This window comes from Sulfitobacter sp. M13, from assembly GCF_053474885.1.
The window spans coordinates 47,279-61,411 of the sequence record NZ_JBRKBN010000004.1 but is presented as its reverse complement, the minus strand read 5'-3'; the positions used below and the strand labels follow the sequence as shown (position 1 = coordinate 61,411).

At 54.5% G+C, this 14,133-nt stretch carries 15 protein-coding genes; 2 read left to right on the top strand and 13 right to left on the bottom strand.

Annotated elements, in window-relative coordinates:
* Nucleotides 1-4 precede the first annotated feature (4 nt).
* Together ACVBAU_RS17475 and ACVBAU_RS17470 are read right to left on the bottom strand one after the other, a co-directional pair.
* On the bottom strand, nt 5-673 hold the full coding sequence (locus ACVBAU_RS17475) for a HupE/UreJ family protein (protein WP_448329607.1): 669 nt from the start codon (nt 671-673) through the stop codon (nt 5-7).
* Between the two features lie 120 nt (nt 674-793).
* Nucleotides 794-1,153, bottom strand: a complete 360-nt coding sequence (locus ACVBAU_RS17470) for a hypothetical protein (protein WP_448329586.1) — start codon at nt 1,151-1,153, stop codon at nt 794-796.
* Between the two features lie 63 nt (nt 1,154-1,216).
* On the opposite strand from ACVBAU_RS17470, the gene ACVBAU_RS17465 reads away from it, so the two are divergent.
* The gene (locus ACVBAU_RS17465; protein WP_448329584.1) at nt 1,217-1,489 is read left to right on the top strand and encodes a metal-sensing transcriptional repressor; all 273 of its coding nucleotides are present in this window, start codon (nt 1,217-1,219) and stop codon (nt 1,487-1,489) included.
* A gap of 10 nt (nt 1,490-1,499) precedes the next feature.
* Complete coding sequence (locus ACVBAU_RS17460) at nt 1,500-2,837, top strand: MFS transporter (protein WP_448329582.1); 1,338 nt, start codon at nt 1,500-1,502, stop codon at nt 2,835-2,837.
* On the opposite strand, the gene ACVBAU_RS17455 is transcribed toward ACVBAU_RS17460, so the two are convergent.
* The 11 genes from ACVBAU_RS17455 to ACVBAU_RS17405 form a co-directional block, all read right to left on the bottom strand.
* Nucleotides 2,795-3,067, bottom strand: coding sequence for a hypothetical protein (locus ACVBAU_RS17455; RefSeq protein WP_448329580.1), 273 nt, complete (start codon nt 3,065-3,067; stop codon nt 2,795-2,797). The two genes, ACVBAU_RS17460 and ACVBAU_RS17455, sit on opposite strands and share 43 nt — an antisense overlap.
* A complete protein-coding gene (locus ACVBAU_RS17450) occupies nt 3,064-3,651 on the bottom strand; it encodes a nitroreductase family protein (RefSeq protein ID WP_448329579.1) in 588 nt (195 codons plus the stop codon). Before ACVBAU_RS17450 ends, ACVBAU_RS17455 begins: the two co-directional genes overlap by 4 nt.
* A gap of 65 nt (nt 3,652-3,716) precedes the next feature.
* Nucleotides 3,717-6,170, bottom strand: a complete 2,454-nt coding sequence (locus ACVBAU_RS17445; RefSeq protein WP_448329576.1) for an arsenate reductase (azurin) large subunit — start codon at nt 6,168-6,170, stop codon at nt 3,717-3,719.
* A 15-nt stretch (nt 6,171-6,185) separates the two neighbouring features.
* Entirely contained in the window at nt 6,186-6,704 is a 519-nt protein-coding gene (locus tag ACVBAU_RS17440) for an arsenate reductase (azurin) small subunit (protein WP_448329574.1), read from the bottom strand.
* A 181-nt stretch (nt 6,705-6,885) separates the two neighbouring features.
* The gene (locus tag ACVBAU_RS17435) at nt 6,886-8,145 is read right to left on the bottom strand and encodes a sigma-54-dependent transcriptional regulator (protein WP_448329572.1); all 1,260 of its coding nucleotides are present in this window, start codon (nt 8,143-8,145) and stop codon (nt 6,886-6,888) included.
* Nucleotides 8,142-9,596, bottom strand: coding sequence for a sensor histidine kinase (locus ACVBAU_RS17430; RefSeq protein ID WP_448329570.1), 1,455 nt, complete (start codon nt 9,594-9,596; stop codon nt 8,142-8,144). Before ACVBAU_RS17430 ends, ACVBAU_RS17435 begins: the two co-directional genes overlap by 4 nt.
* A complete protein-coding gene (locus ACVBAU_RS17425) occupies nt 9,583-10,440 on the bottom strand; it encodes a substrate-binding domain-containing protein (RefSeq protein ID WP_448329567.1) in 858 nt (285 codons plus the stop codon). Before ACVBAU_RS17425 ends, ACVBAU_RS17430 begins: the two co-directional genes overlap by 14 nt.
* Nucleotides 10,441-10,546: 106 nt before the next feature.
* Complete coding sequence (locus ACVBAU_RS17420; protein ID WP_448329566.1) at nt 10,547-10,801, bottom strand: hypothetical protein; 255 nt, start codon at nt 10,799-10,801, stop codon at nt 10,547-10,549.
* Nucleotides 10,802-10,847: 46 nt separating this feature from the next.
* Nucleotides 10,848-11,858 carry an ACR3 family arsenite efflux transporter gene (arsB, locus tag ACVBAU_RS17415; protein ID WP_448329564.1) on the bottom strand — a complete coding sequence of 337 codons (1,011 nt, stop codon included), beginning with the start codon at nt 11,856-11,858 and terminating at the stop codon, nt 10,848-10,850.
* Nucleotides 11,855-13,132, bottom strand: a complete 1,278-nt coding sequence (gene arsJ / locus ACVBAU_RS17410) for an organoarsenical effux MFS transporter ArsJ (RefSeq protein WP_448329562.1) — start codon at nt 13,130-13,132, stop codon at nt 11,855-11,857. Before arsJ ends, arsB begins: the two co-directional genes overlap by 4 nt.
* Nucleotides 13,129-14,127 carry an ArsJ-associated glyceraldehyde-3-phosphate dehydrogenase gene (locus tag ACVBAU_RS17405; RefSeq protein ID WP_448329560.1) on the bottom strand — a complete coding sequence of 333 codons (999 nt, stop codon included), beginning with the start codon at nt 14,125-14,127 and terminating at the stop codon, nt 13,129-13,131. Before ACVBAU_RS17405 ends, arsJ begins: the two co-directional genes overlap by 4 nt.
* Nucleotides 14,128-14,133 lie beyond the last annotated feature (6 nt).

The window sequence follows — 14,133 nt, the reverse complement described above, 5'->3', positions numbered from 1 at the left end:
ATGTTCAAGCGACGAAGTAGCCGGTCATCTGATATCCAATCAGAATGAACCCGGCAGACATCATCACGACGTTTGCGGTGTAGGCATGTTTCCAGAAGCTGGTTGTCTTGCGCCAATAGCCCATGACGATCAGGATCATCGCCAAAGCGATCAATTGACCAATCTCGACGCCGACGTTGAAAGCCAGCAGGTTGGGGATCAAACCATTCGGTGCGATGTCATATTCAAGCAGCTTGGTCGCCAATCCCAATCCGTGGAAGAAGCCAAAGATCAGGGTCGCTGCCTTGGTGTCGGGTTGGACCCCAAACCAGCGCTGATAGGCCCCAAGATTGTCGAGCGCTTTGTAGACCACCGACAGTCCGATGATGGCATCGATGAGATAGGAACTGAAGTTCCAGCCAAAGTAGACCCCGGCCAGCATCGTCGTGGAGTGACCGATGGCGAACAAGCTGACGTAGATGCCGACGTGCTTCATCTTGTAAAGGAAGAAGACGACGCCAAACAGGAACAGCAGATGGTCGTAGCCGGTGACCATGTGTTTGGCCCCCAGATACATGAAGGGGATCAGCTTCATGCCGCTGATCTCCTGGATATAGCCCTTGTCACCTGCGGTGACGGCGTGGGCATAGGCCGTGGTCGCAAAGGCGACGAGCGCCAACAGGACCATTGCCATGAGGATCAGGGGTTGCCGCATTGGATGCGACCAGACCCCCGACCCGTAGGATCGGTTGTGTACCATTATGATTTTCCGCTTTGTGAAAGTGTGGGATGACAGCGCCCGAAGGGCGCAGCATCACACGCGCGGAGGTCGGTCCAGATCGAACGCCCTACGATCCGGCATCGCATAATGGGCTAATGCCCAGTTTGTTCGCGTCGGCAACACCATACCCAATGGCGTGCGAGGCTGCAGGAATGCGATGTTATGATCGTGGTCTGCTACATCATGGGCGTGGCCATGATAAGCATCCATCACACTGACTACTTCGTCGTGCGCATGGCCATGTTCCTCGATCTCAGTATGTTGGTCTGCAACAATCAGAGGAAGGTTGGTTATGTCGTGAGAAACCATGCGGGAGTTGAACGACGCGATCATGCCCACCGCCAAAGCGATGGTCAGTATAACTCCAAGATAGCTTTTTATCTGCCGTCTCATCTGCTCGTTTCTGAGGGTCTTGGCCCACTTGCTTCATCCCCCCTAGGGGATTAGATCTTTCATATGACAAAACATGCTGCTCATGCAACCCACCCCGAAATCGTCAAGCGGCTGAAACGTGCCAACGGGCATCTGTTGAGTGTCATCAAGATGATTGAAGACGCACAGCCCTGCACCGATATCGCGCAGCAATTGCATGCCGTAGAGAAGGCGATCCAGCAGGCCAAACGCACGTTGATTCAAGACCATATCGACCATTGCCTCGATAGCGCCCTGACCGGCTCCAGCGACTCCCCAGTCGCCGCTGAGTTCAAGGCGATCACCAAATATCTGTGAGGAACAACGCATGCTCTCCGTCCTGACTGACCGCACCTATCGTCATTTGTTCCTCGCGCAAATCGTGGCACTGCTTGGCACGGGGCTGGCCACCATTGCACTGGGGCTTTTGGCGTATGAACTGTCCGGCGAACGCGCCGGTCTTGTTCTGGGCACGATCTTCACGATCAAGATGGTGGCCTATGTCGGTATTGCCCCCATCGCCGGAGCTTTCGCCAACCGCTGGCCACGAAGGACCATGCTGGTCAGCCTCGATCTGATCCGGGCCGCAGTGGCGCTTTGCCTGCCCTTTGTGACCGAGGTCTGGCAGGCCTACATTCTGATTTTCGTGCTACAATCCGCCTCTGCCGCGTTTACGCCGACGTTTCAGGCGACAATCCCCGACATCTTGCCAGAGGAAGACCGATACACTCGCGCCTTGTCACTTTCGCGGCTGGCCTATGACCTAGAAAACATCATCAGCCCGATGTTGGCCGCGATTTTGCTGACCTTCCTCAGCTATCACGCATTGTTTGTCGGCACCGTGATCGGTTTTCTCGGGTCGGCCTTGCTTGTGGTCTCGGTCCTGCTGCCCAGTCCGCAACCTACAGCGCCAAGGGGTATCTATGACCGCACCACACGGGGGATGCGTATATACCTCGCCACTCCGCGCCTGCGGGGGCTCTTGTCGCTCAACCTCGCCGCAGCGGCAGCGGGAGCGATGGTGTTGGTGAACACTGTGGTTCTGGTCCGCGCCGATCTTGGCTTTGGCGACACGCAGGTGGCCATCGCCCTTGGTGCTTTCGGTGGCGGATCAATGCTTGCAGCTCTGCTGCTGCCCCGTCTTCTGGATAATCGCCCTGATCGCCCCGTGATGATCGGCGGAGCTGTGGTATTGGTCGTTGCTCTTTTGTGTCTGTCTCTGATGTCGCTCATTTACAATACACAGTGGCTCCCGCTTCTCGCAGGTTGGTTGATCATCGGGGTCGGATATTCCGCCGTGCTGACCCCATCGGGGCGACTGCTAAAACGATCCGCACACGCTGAAGACAGACCCGCCGTCTATGCCGCACAGTTTGCGCTGTCACATGCCTGCTGGCTTGTCACATATCCGCTGGCAGGGTGGCTGATCACCGTAGCCGGGCCAACGACAGCATTTGCAGCTCTGGCATTGCTCGCGGGTGTTGGATTGGTCAGTGGGGTTGCTTTGTGGCCGCAAGAGGATAGCGGGTCAGTGCAGCATTCACATGATGATCTTCCAAGTGATCATCCGCATGTGCAGGATGGCAGAACCCACAGCCATCCAATTGTCATAGACGACTATCATCAGCACTGGCCAAGGATGCGAGAACCGGAAGTGGGCCAATAACCGTCCATGGCAGAGTTATCGAATGGTGGAAGGGGAAAAGGTGCCACCAAGTCCTCCGCCAGCACCCGCCCAATGGCATCTTCCAATCCGACGAGTTCTGAAATGTTCACCGGACTGGCAAGCGCTAGGCTCTGTTCAACCGCGAAGGCCAAGGAAATCAATTCTCGTGTCCCTGTGCGTTCGTCCACACTACATGAGTCTACTGCAGATTTTGCCCCGGTTTTCTTCATGTCAACATACCCGTTTCTTCTGGTGGCCAAACCGACAGGACATTTTCCACTATTGGCCTTTCTGGCACTGGCAGAAGTTGTGACACAGTGCCAACCGCGACAAATCCCAAAAGCTGTTCTATGACGCTGAGCCCAAGGCCTTTCTGAAGTGCGCGGGTCTTTACCTTATCCCCGCTAACAATCATCGACCCAAACCCAAACGATGTCGCGGTCAGCAAGATGTTCTGCACCGCTGCCCCTACTGACACCCACTGCTCATGGGGCGGCGTGTCCGGAACATTGTCGCGGATCGCACCAACCACGGCGATCAGACAGGCTCCATTAAAGGCTTTTTCACGGGCTCTCTCAGTTTGCTCCTCGCTGAGTGTATTGTGCGTTTCGCAGGCAGCAGCTTCGAATAAGTTTGCGAGCAACGTCCGTTGATCATTTCTGATCAGAATGAAACGCCATGGCCGCAACCGGCGGTGATCCGGTGCTGCGCAAGCCGCGTCAATCATTGTCCTCACTTGCTCAAGACTCGGGCCAGGCTCGATAAGCCGTCGTGGGGACACGGATCGGCGGCGAAATATGTCATCTAGCGTCATATTGGTCCCTCAACAGGAAAAGGGCGGCAAGATTGCCGCCCATCTCTTTCGGCTTATTAAACAACTCAGGCAGTGTATTCCTTAGACTTGAAGGAAACAGCTTTGGAGCGAGGTGTTGCATTCGCAAGCTTGCGAATATTGCCCCATGTGTGTTTGTAGTCTGGCAGAACCAGTTCATTCACACCTGGGCTCACCACATTGCCTTGGCTGCCCGCAGGCGAGCCGAACACCATCGCGACCTGACCAGGTTTGGCTGTCTCCACTGGATAGGCCATGCCCTGTGTTGCGCCATTTGTGTTTGAAATCTCGATCAAATCACCGGCGGATATACCCAAACCGGCCATATCGTCGGCGTTCATTTCAATGAATGGATACGGGAAGCGGTCTTGGATAAAGTCATTGTCTTGATCTAGGAACTGGCTTTGCCAAAAGATGTTGGCACGCACGTTGTTGATCCAGAACTCATACTTGGCTTCTTCCTCGGCTTTGCCAGCAGCTTGCCAGCCCCGCCATCCAGCAGCGCAGAACAGAGCCTTTTGATCTTCGCGACCGTGCCGGGTGAACTTGCCGTCCGAATATTCCCGCTCAGTTCCGATCAGCTTGCCGTCCTCAAAGCCAACAACCGGTTCAAGAACACCATTGTTCCCCATCGCACGCAAACGGTCGTAGGTCACATCAGGATTGCCCTGATGATAGCCGTCCATAAAGGCATCTTCTTCGGTTTCCCAATCATACCCTTTGAACTGCGCGGCATAGTCAGCGTTGCCCATGTCAGTCAGAACACGTTCCATATTCTGTGCAACGGCAGCTGCAATGAGGCAGTCAGGGCGAGAGTTGCCAAATGGATCCATGTATTTTTCAGACAGGCGCAAGCGACGTTCACCGTTCATCGACGTCAGGTTCATCTCGCTGGCTTCACACGCGGCCAAGACAACATGTGCGTTTGCACCGATCTGGCTGTGGATGATGTCCACATCAACAACAAACAGGCCACCCGCATTGACCGCCCCGACGATTGCGTCGACCAAATCCGCACGGCTTCCCCCTGCTGCAGCGTCCATGGCGTCTTTGACCATGTCAGAGCGCTTTTTGTGCACGCGCTTGAACTGAGATGCGTTCAGTGTGGTTTTGTAGTGGTCTGTTGCCCAGATGTGGTGGACCTTGCCGCCGCCATTGATCAAAAGCTGATCGACATATTCTGCCGGGCGACCAACGTGGCCGTCGGATGGACGGTAGTACCCTTCTTGGTGTCCACCAAGACGACAAATCCCGCCACCTTCACGGCCAACGTTACCCGTCGCCAAGGCGATGTTTACCAACGCGCCGATGGTGCGATAGTTATCATTGCCCCAGATGATCCCTTTCTCATAGGCGGTTACGCATTTGCGGCGCTCACCGTCTTTGGGTTCCGCAATCCACGCAGCGGCCTTGGCAATATCTTCAGCCGAAACGCCGCAAATTTCTGCAGCCTCCGCCAACGACATGTTTGTCGCCTTCATCGCTTCTTCCAAGCTACCCAGTGCGGCAGGATGCGCCTCATCTTCTGCAACGGCGACGCCCTCTTGGAAGGTCGAGTTGGCGATAAAGTCCGTGTCGACCCAACCTTTTGATACAATCTCGGTAAAGATCGCATTGAACAGAGCCATGTCAGAGCCGGGTTTGATCGCCAAATGCAGAACGTTTTCTTTACCAGCGACTTCTTCAGCTGCATTGACCGTTACCGAACGGCGGGGATCAACCATGATGAACCGCGCACCGTTCCGCATGCCAGGAACCATGTGGTTCAGGAACAGGTTGGTTTGCGTTTCCAAAGAATTTGCACCGACCATGAAGATCGTATCGGTCAGTTCATAGTCTTTGTACTGATAGCTCAACTCACCGATGCCCATGTCGCGCGTAGAGTGCACTTCGGAGTTATACGCAGGGCGGTTGTGGATGCGGCAGTTTTTCACCTTCATCGATTCAAAGTAAAGCTTGCCCGTGCCCCATGTGTTTTCATAACCACCAGCAGACCCGCCGTGGTCAAACATGGAAACAACCAGATCATCTTCAGATCCTTCGGTCACGACGCGCGCTGTAACCTGCGCCACAAGATCAAGGGCGTCGTCCCAGCTGGTAGGCTGATGAACACCGTTGCGCCACATCAGAGGGTCGGACAGACGCTGTTGCTGTGTGCCGGTCACCGTAGAGGGGCGATTTTCTGCCATACGTGCGCCGCGAATCGAGCCAAGACCCGAATTCACAACGCAGTCCTCATCAGGAATAACCGCCAAATGCACGTCTTTGCCGTCCTGTTTGACGATGTTGTACATCGAAGGTGCGATCCAAACGCCGTCAGCACCTTGCTGTTCGCTTAAGTCGATGCCCAATGCGTTGTCCTGCATCGTACCCTGCTTGTTGCGATCCCACGTGTATGCCTTATAGCCACATCCAACGATGCAGTAGTGGCATGTCACGTTGTGTACCTTGGCGTCCTTTGGTGGAATGGGAAGCCGGTCTATTTGTCTTTTATACGTCATTGTCTATGTCCTCCCTTACAACACGTTTGACGGGCGACCGAAAATCAGGTCGCTTGCGCCTTCGGCGTAAATGTCACCGCTGTCATCAACGCGCAGCGTAAATTGTGGTAAGTTCTGGGTCGCATGACCCCAAACTTGCTGGCCCCCCACTTCGGCGTCAAAGCGCGAAAAATGGCCGGGACAATTGAGAGTGCGATCTTCGCCGTTGTAGTTGAGATACCATCCCTTATGAGGGCAGAGTACGGAATAGGCGACAATGTCTCCATCGGGACCAACGCCGCCTTCGACGGCTTCGCCCATCTTGAGCAAAATGCCGGGGCTGTCCGCATCCGGGAATTCGATATCGACCGGATCATTGATGGCAAGATCTGCAATGTTGGCCAATTTGGTTGATGGGTAGTCGAGTTGCGCACCGGGCGTTGCGGCTTGCGCCTGCACTCCGGTCATCATTGTGGCCGCTGCACCAACCCCTGCAACGGCACCGCCGCGCAAAAACTGGCGACGACCTGCGTCGACGAGTTTGCTACATTTCATTTTCGGTTCCTCCCTGAAAGCCTTTGGCAACAGTCTAACAAATCACCGCAGCCAGCTGTCACCGCACTTCATCGAAGGAGGCCTTTGTAACCATATGTTTGAAAACGGTTTTTTGGGGCGTTCGGATTCTCGAACATAAACTGGGGTACTCTGCGATCTACTCCAGCTAGGTGGTTATTATCTAGTGGTCGCTCTTGATTCCGAGCTTCTTCATTTTTTCCCAGAGCGTTGTCCGCGAGATTGAAAGCAGCTTTGCAGCCTCAAGGATGTGCTGATTTGTTTGCTCAAGTGCTGCCAAAATTGCGGCGCGCTCAGCGCCATCCCGAACGTCAGACAGCGCGCGCGGAACAGCCGTATCGTCCTGGGCACCTGGGAAAAGATCTAGCGGGAACAGAACTTCGCCTTGCGCCTGTGACACGGCCCGTTCCATCCTGCTGCGAAGCTCTCTTCCATTTCCCGGCCACGCGTAACTGACTGCGGCTTCTTCGCATCGAACGGACAGGCCTTTCAGCTTTTTCTCGCGGCGCGCATTAAACCCATCATAAAACCGCCGCATGAGCCAAAGAATGTCATCTGGCCTGCTATTAAGTGGTGGAATGCAGATTTCGACCGCACTCAGACGCTGCAACAAATCGAGGCGCACCTCGTGATCAGGTTGGCTAGGCTTCAAGTCAGGGTTAATCCCGCAGATCAATCTGGTCGTTGGCTCTGACAGGAGCCATTCGTGCAGCAGGTTTTGAACAGTGTCAGTGGCATGAGAGATCATTGAAATATACAATGTGCCGTCATGTGTTGCGCGCGTTAGTGCAGGACGCTCGGCGGCATCGCCAAAGAGGATATTCATCTGGTCTGAAGGGGTAAGGCGACTGAGATCTACACCAAGAAACGGCCCACCATTGCGGTCAGACAACTTATGAATCGTTCGAGCTGCTAACCCTTTGCCAGTCCCCCGATTGCCCTTGATCAGAACTGGGCGATCATTTGAAGAAGCGCGCGTTAACGCTGCTTGCAATTCAATTGCTTGACGTGAAACCCCGAACGGACTGTTACCGATTTCTGATTGGTCTGCGGTTATCATCCCAGACAGCCGCGCCAAGAACTGATCCATGTTGAACGGCTTGGTCAGGTAATCAGCGGCACCTGCGTGAATGAGACGAACGGCCTGATCGACGCCTCCATGACCGGTGACAAACAAAAATGGCGGTGGCACAGAGTGATCGCACAGCGCCATATACAAGTCCTCGCCAGTCCCATCTGGCAACTTGATATCGCACACGACCGCATCAAACTTTTTATACGGTGTACGGATTGCGCCGAGGGCCACCGTCTTTGTCTTCATCCAAATGACGTGAGCGCCTTCAAGTTCGAGGCGTTGAGCGATCGACCCGCCCATGATTTCATCATCTTCGACCAAAGCAATATGTCTATTTGCTAGGATCACGTCTCGGATCCGCCTTTTGGTCGCAAGGGAAACCTAATTGTAATCTTGGTTCCGCACTCGGGCAAATCGGCCACGTCGATACCACCCCCTAATCCCTGCGTGATTTCGCGCACTGACCGCAAACCTACGCCTGCTCCGTTTCTGGATGTGGAGCCAACCGTCAGTCTGAGACGCGCGGATTCAGATAGTCCGGGACCACCATCGCTCACGTCAATTCTTAACGTTTCTTCCTCGTTGGTCACATTAAGACCAATCACACCTCCCTCCCCAGCAGCCGCTGACCCGTTCAACAAAAGATTGAGGACGATCTGCTGCACTTGAGCGCCTGGAAGCACCCGAAGCGTTTCATCGTCTACGCCAATTGTCAGATCGAGCGTCTGTTTCCTACGGACGAGCTCCGGTTCGATGAGCAACCGTAGGTCATCAATATCTACTTTTGAAAGCGGATGGTCCTGCACATTTGATCGTCCAAAATCCAAAGTCGCCTTCGAGACGTCACGCAGGTTATTTAGACCTCGATACAATAATTCTGTTGAGGCTTCGACGACATCCGGCCTGTCTTTGAATTTTCGCAACGTATCAACCGCGTTCAACAAACCACCAAGTGGATTGTTTATTTCGTGGGCGAGAGTGGAAGAAAGGCGGCCTAGACTGACAAGTTGAGCCTGATCCGACAAGCGCTGAGCGATGTCCCGGCGTTCCCCCTCAGCCCTTACCAGTTTATTGTACCGCTCAAACAATGTTGCGAATTCAGTTCGTTTTGCAGGAAATGCAGAGTGTGGGATCTCCTCGAGGCCATCGCCTTCGTGACTGCCCATGAATTGCGAGAGCACTTGAACCTGCCGCATCATCCGGCTGATGAGAAAATATCCGGCACCCGCCAGAAGAATTGTTGCAAGTGCGTTTCCGATGATCAGCGACCAAAGAGCGTCCCGGCGTTGTGCCAGATAATTATCGACGTCAATTTCCGTTACAACGTGCCCGATAAGCTGCCCTTGATAGACCACGTCCTTTTGCGTCCAGACTGTTGTTTCGGTGTATTTGAGTGATAAATCCCTGATGCCAGGTGCTGCAGTCAAATCCGAGGGTGCCATGGTCCCAGTCGGGAACCGCACCGGATCATCTGCGGCAATGATCTGATCATCGCTATCAGTTGCCACAAGAGCAAGAACCGGCAGATCACCCGCGGCGTTGCGGGCCCGATCAACGGTGTCAAACGTGCCCCAGATGTCCTGTCGCAAGATAAATGGCTCAAGTGCAATAGAAACACTGTCAAGATAGACAGACGCCACGCCGCGCAGGTTTTCATCCTGAATGTTGGAAAAACGACTGAGGACCCGCTCTGAGGCAATAACCGCAACAAAGATCAAAAGAAGGGCCGCGATCAACGGCACACGAACAGTGAGCGGCCAGGATTGCGGCCGTGCCCAATGATACTCAGATTGCTGCATCCAAAACCTCTATACGACGGCGGATATCATCAAACAGGTTTTCGGCTCCCACGGTGAACCCGTCCAATTGCAGCATACCCAAAATTGTCATGCCATCAGCGGTGTTCGACATATTAATCAAGGCCGCCTGCAAGGATTGCACAATCTCTGTCGGCAATTGACTGCGTTGGCAGGCAATCGGAGGAAAACCAAACCATTCGGACTTCCAGACGACTTTCGTTTTTGCCGCCAGATCTGGTTCGGTCGCGGATACCGCTTCCCAGACATACCCATCTATGCTGCCCGACTGGGCGAGCCCAGACGCCACTGCCCGCAGCACATTTCGGTGCCCATAGGTGAAAAAAGTCTTCTCGAAAAAACTGTTCCGATCCTCGTCGCGCGCAACAAGCTCACTCTGGGTCACAATGTATCCAGAGTTAGAATCTGGATCGGAATAGGCATGAACATCGCCTTTGAGTTGAGAAAGATCGGAGGCATCGCGATCCGTGCCTGCAATCAGATATGACTGGTACAAGGGTTTCTGGTTCCAAACCGGCACGGAAAGGAGGGCAAGCTTGTCCTCGTTTCGAAGATAGGGATACCCACAAATCCAAGCGGCGTCCAAATCGCCAGCAACCAGAAGCGCTGTGATCTCTTCATAGGTCCTTCGAAATACAAGCTCCACCGGGCGCGACATTGCATTCGCCAGATAGGTCCGCAAGCCATCCACCAGCAACTGGTCATTGGTCAGGAAGACCGGGGTCAGGCCAAACCGAACCGGTTCATCTGACGCGGCAATCGAGGGAAATCCAAAACCGGTAGCCACTGATGCAGAAGTTATAAAGCTACGGCGGTTCATTGGCATCTGGTTTTCCCTTCAAGCCTATGTTGTCAGCATAAGGCGTTTTTCTGCCAAGCGGCAAATGGCCTGATCGCTGCAAAATCTAGCCCTCAAGAACCAGGGCCACTGATCAGGTCTGGATCGGACCGTCGATTGCCGCGAGCAGCGCAAATTTGGCTGATGATAGTTTGTAGCAGCTGTCGAAGGTCTCGCATCGCAAGCAATTCTCCCACTCTTTCGAATCCACATTTGGTGTGCGCTTTGGCCCGGCCAACCCACGCGGGGTGGTATCATATCCAAACACTTTGCCAGTCACAGTGCCGTTTTCCGCACCGCCACCTAAGGTCTCAGGAAACATCGTTCCGTAACAAGGTTTTTGGGTCATTTCTGAATGTCCTCCATTTTTGGGCTCTCCCGATACGTTGCCCTTGTCAGGGGGCAAACCGAGCCCGTGTGCGATTGGCAAATGCGACCAGCGTCAGCATAACAGGCACTTCGACCAGAACCCCCACAACAGTTGCGAGAGCAGCACCGGAGTTCAGCCCAAACAGGCTGATCGCGACGGCCACGGCCAATTCAAAGAAATTCGACGTCCCAATCAAGGCGCAAGGCGCGGCGATGCGGTGCGGCACCTTCAATGCGAACGCCGCTGCATAGGCAATCGCAAAAATACCGTAGCTTTGCAGGATAATAGGTACGGCGATCAGCACGATGATGAACGGGTTGGATACGATCACTTGGCCTTGAAGCCCAAAAAGGATCATGACGGTAACAATCAAACCCACAACTGAATAGGGTTTCACCCGCGTCTGAAACGTCTTGATTGCCGCCTCTGACCCAAGGCGCTGACGTGTCACCAACCCAGCGACAAGTGGCAGAGCGATGAACAGTAAGACCGACAGAAACAGTGTCGACCAAGGAACAGTGATATCGGTGACGCCCAGCAAGAAGGCCACGATTGGCGCAAAAGCGATGACCATAATCAGATCATTCACTGACACCTGCAAAAGCGTATAGGTCTCATCCCCGCGCGTCAGTTGTGACCAAACAAACACCATCGCCGTGCAGGGCGCGGCCCCAAGTAGGATCAAACCGGCGATGTATTGCATCGCATCTTCGGGGGGAATCCATGGCGCAAAAACATACTGGAAAAACAGTACCGCTAATGCCGCCATCGTAAAGGGCTTGATCAGCCAGTTCACGACAAGAGTGATCATCAATCCGCGCGGTTGTTTTGCCACGTCACGCAGCGATCTGGGATCAACGCCGACCATCATCGGGTAGACCATTGCCCAAATTAGCACAGCGACAACCAAATTGACGCTGGCCACCTCTGCCGCCGCAATTGCATTGATCAGACCGGGTGCAACGTTGCCCAACAGGATGCCAGCGCCCATTGCCAGTGCGATCCACAGGGAGAGGTACTTTTCAAAAATATTCATGCGGTGACCTCACCATTTTCTGGCGCTTTAAGTTGCGACGTTCCGAGCCAACTCAGGCCGATCATCGCGGCGGCGGTGCCAAGGCACAAGGGCAGCCCACCGATCTGGTATGTGAAGCCGGAAAAGACCGTGCCAACCAATCGGCCCGCCGCGTTGGCCATATAGTAAAAGCCGACATCCATCGTGACCCGTTTTGCATCCGTGAAGCTGAGGATCAGAAACGAATGCAGTGCTGAGTTCACGGCAAATATGCCGCCAAAGACCAAGAGGCCCAACACGATGGTTGTAGTTAATGCATTGGACGGTTCGGGAACCAACCAGACCAGACTGGCCAGCAAGGCTGGCACAATGATCAGCAGACCAACCCAACGCTTTGCCAGTACCAGTATCTCAGCCTCTGTCCGCGATGACGCTTTCAGGATACGTGGTGCCCAGCCTTGGACGATGCCGTAAAGGATCGTCCAGACCGCCATGAACGTCCCGATCATAAAGAATGCGGCGCGATTTCCCTCGGTGCTGCCGTCCGACAACACCGCATAGAAATAGATCGGGATGCCAACGACAAACCACACGTCCCGCGCTCCGAAGAGGAACAACCTCGCGGCACTGAGCCAGTTAATGTTGCGGTTCTTCGAAAACACTTCGGAGAACTTGGCGTCCTTGCGGCCCACTGGCAGGCCCGTTGGCATGCCGATCACAACACCGATCAGGATGACAAACAGAATTGCCGCCATTGTCAGCACAGATGGAACGAACCCAAAGACGGCCAGCAGTACCGCACCCAACAGAAAACCGCTGCCTTTTACGGCATTCTTTGATCCTGTCAAAATGGCCACCCATCGGAACAGCCCTCCACCTTCAATTGGGGCAAGGATTTTGACCGCACTTTTGGAACTCATCTTGGCCAAATCCTTGGCCACGCCAGACAGCCCCTGCACGAGCATGACAAACACCACGGAGGCGGTGATGCCCCAAGCAGGATCAAGCTGTGCCAGTGCCAGAAGAGCCACGACCTGCAAGGATAGCCCGGCATAGAGCGTGGCGGTAAGGCCGAACCGTGCTGCGATCCATCCTGCGGACAGGTTTGTCACCACGCCTGCGATCTCATAGAGGACAAACAGATAGGCCAGTTGCACCGGTGAAAAGCCGAGCGTGTGGAAGTGCAGTAGGACCAGCATTCTGAGCGCACCATCCGTCAGCATGAACGCCCAATAAGCCGCTGTCACAGTGATGTAGGCAGCAAATCCTGCAGCCCGTTCTGGTCGCTGTGTCACAGCTTGCCGCCAACCATGAGAGCCACATCGACCAAGCGATGCGCATAGCCCATCTCGTTGTCATACCAAGCGTAGACCTTGAGCTGGGTGCCGTTCACAACCATCGTTGACGGTGCATCAATGATGCCGCTGCGCTGATCATTGGTGTAGTCCGAGGAGACAAGAGGTCGCGTTTCATATCCAAGGATACCCTTCAACGGGCCTTCGGCGCCGGCTTTGAAGAGGCTGTTCACTTCATCCACAGTCGTTTCACGCGCCATTTCAAACACGCAATCGGTGATGGATGCGTTCAAAAGCGGCACCCGCACCGCATGGCCGTTCAACTTGCCCTTCAACTCGGGATAGATCAGCGTAATCGCCGTAGCAGAGCCAGTTGTAGTCGGGATCAGGTTGGTTAACGCAGACCGCGCGCGACGCAAGTCCTTCGCGGGGCGGTCCACAATCGTCTGCGTGTTGGTCACATCGTGGATCGTTGTGATTGAGCCGTGCTTGATGCCGATCCCTTCCAGCAGAACTTTCACCACGGGCGCGAGACAGTTCGTGGTGCAGCTTGCCGCCGTCACAATCTGGTGGATGTCCCCGTCGTAAATGTCATCATTGACGCCATAGACGATGTTGGCCGTCGGCCCGTCTTTGACCGGCGCTGAGACGACAACCTTTTTTACACCCGCCGTAAAATACGGGGCCAGCTTGGCCTCTGTCTTGAACGCGCCGGTGCAATCAATCACCACATCCACGCCGTCCAGCGGCAGGTCTTCCAGATTGCGTGTGCTGGTGACAGGAATGCGTTTTCCGTCGATGCTGATCGAATCCTCGTCTGCCTCAAACGCCGCAGACCACCGCCCATGAATTGAATCGAACTCCAGTAAATGTGCATGCATCGCGGGATCACCTACCGCATCATTGATAAAAGCGATCTTCGCGCCACGCTCCAATAGTGGGCGGAGTGCAAGTTTGCCGATGCGGCCGAGGCCGTTGAGAGCATAGGTGGTCATAACTGA

Excerpts from the sequence above, each read along its gene's own strand:
- arsB (WP_448329564.1), bottom strand. The coding sequence starts at position 11,858 with ATGAATATTTTTGAAAAGTACCTCTCCCTGTGGATCGCACTGGCAATG.
- ACVBAU_RS17470 (WP_448329586.1), bottom strand. The coding sequence starts at position 1,153 with ATGAGACGGCAGATAAAAAGCTATCTTGGAGTTATACTGACCATCGCT.
- ACVBAU_RS17445 (WP_448329576.1), bottom strand. The coding sequence starts at position 6,170 with ATGACGTATAAAAGACAAATAGACCGGCTTCCCATTCCACCAAAGGAC.
- ACVBAU_RS17405 (WP_448329560.1), bottom strand. The coding sequence starts at position 14,127 with ATGACCACCTATGCTCTCAACGGCCTCGGCCGCATCGGCAAACTTGCA.
- ACVBAU_RS17440 (WP_448329574.1), bottom strand. The coding sequence starts at position 6,704 with ATGAAATGTAGCAAACTCGTCGACGCAGGTCGTCGCCAGTTTTTGCGC.
- ACVBAU_RS17420 (WP_448329566.1), bottom strand. The coding sequence starts at position 10,801 with ATGACCCAAAAACCTTGTTACGGAACGATGTTTCCTGAGACCTTAGGT.
- ACVBAU_RS17460 (WP_448329582.1), top strand. The coding sequence starts at position 1,500 with ATGCTCTCCGTCCTGACTGACCGCACCTATCGTCATTTGTTCCTCGCG.
- ACVBAU_RS17465 (WP_448329584.1), top strand. The coding sequence starts at position 1,217 with ATGACAAAACATGCTGCTCATGCAACCCACCCCGAAATCGTCAAGCGG.
- ACVBAU_RS17455 (WP_448329580.1), bottom strand. The coding sequence starts at position 3,067 with ATGAAGAAAACCGGGGCAAAATCTGCAGTAGACTCATGTAGTGTGGAC.
- ACVBAU_RS17450 (WP_448329579.1), bottom strand. The coding sequence starts at position 3,651 with ATGACGCTAGATGACATATTTCGCCGCCGATCCGTGTCCCCACGACGG.
- ACVBAU_RS17475 (WP_448329607.1), bottom strand. The coding sequence starts at position 673 with ATGGCAATGGTCCTGTTGGCGCTCGTCGCCTTTGCGACCACGGCCTAT.
- ACVBAU_RS17430 (WP_448329570.1), bottom strand. The coding sequence starts at position 9,596 with ATGCAGCAATCTGAGTATCATTGGGCACGGCCGCAATCCTGGCCGCTC.
- ACVBAU_RS17425 (WP_448329567.1), bottom strand. The coding sequence starts at position 10,440 with ATGCCAATGAACCGCCGTAGCTTTATAACTTCTGCATCAGTGGCTACC.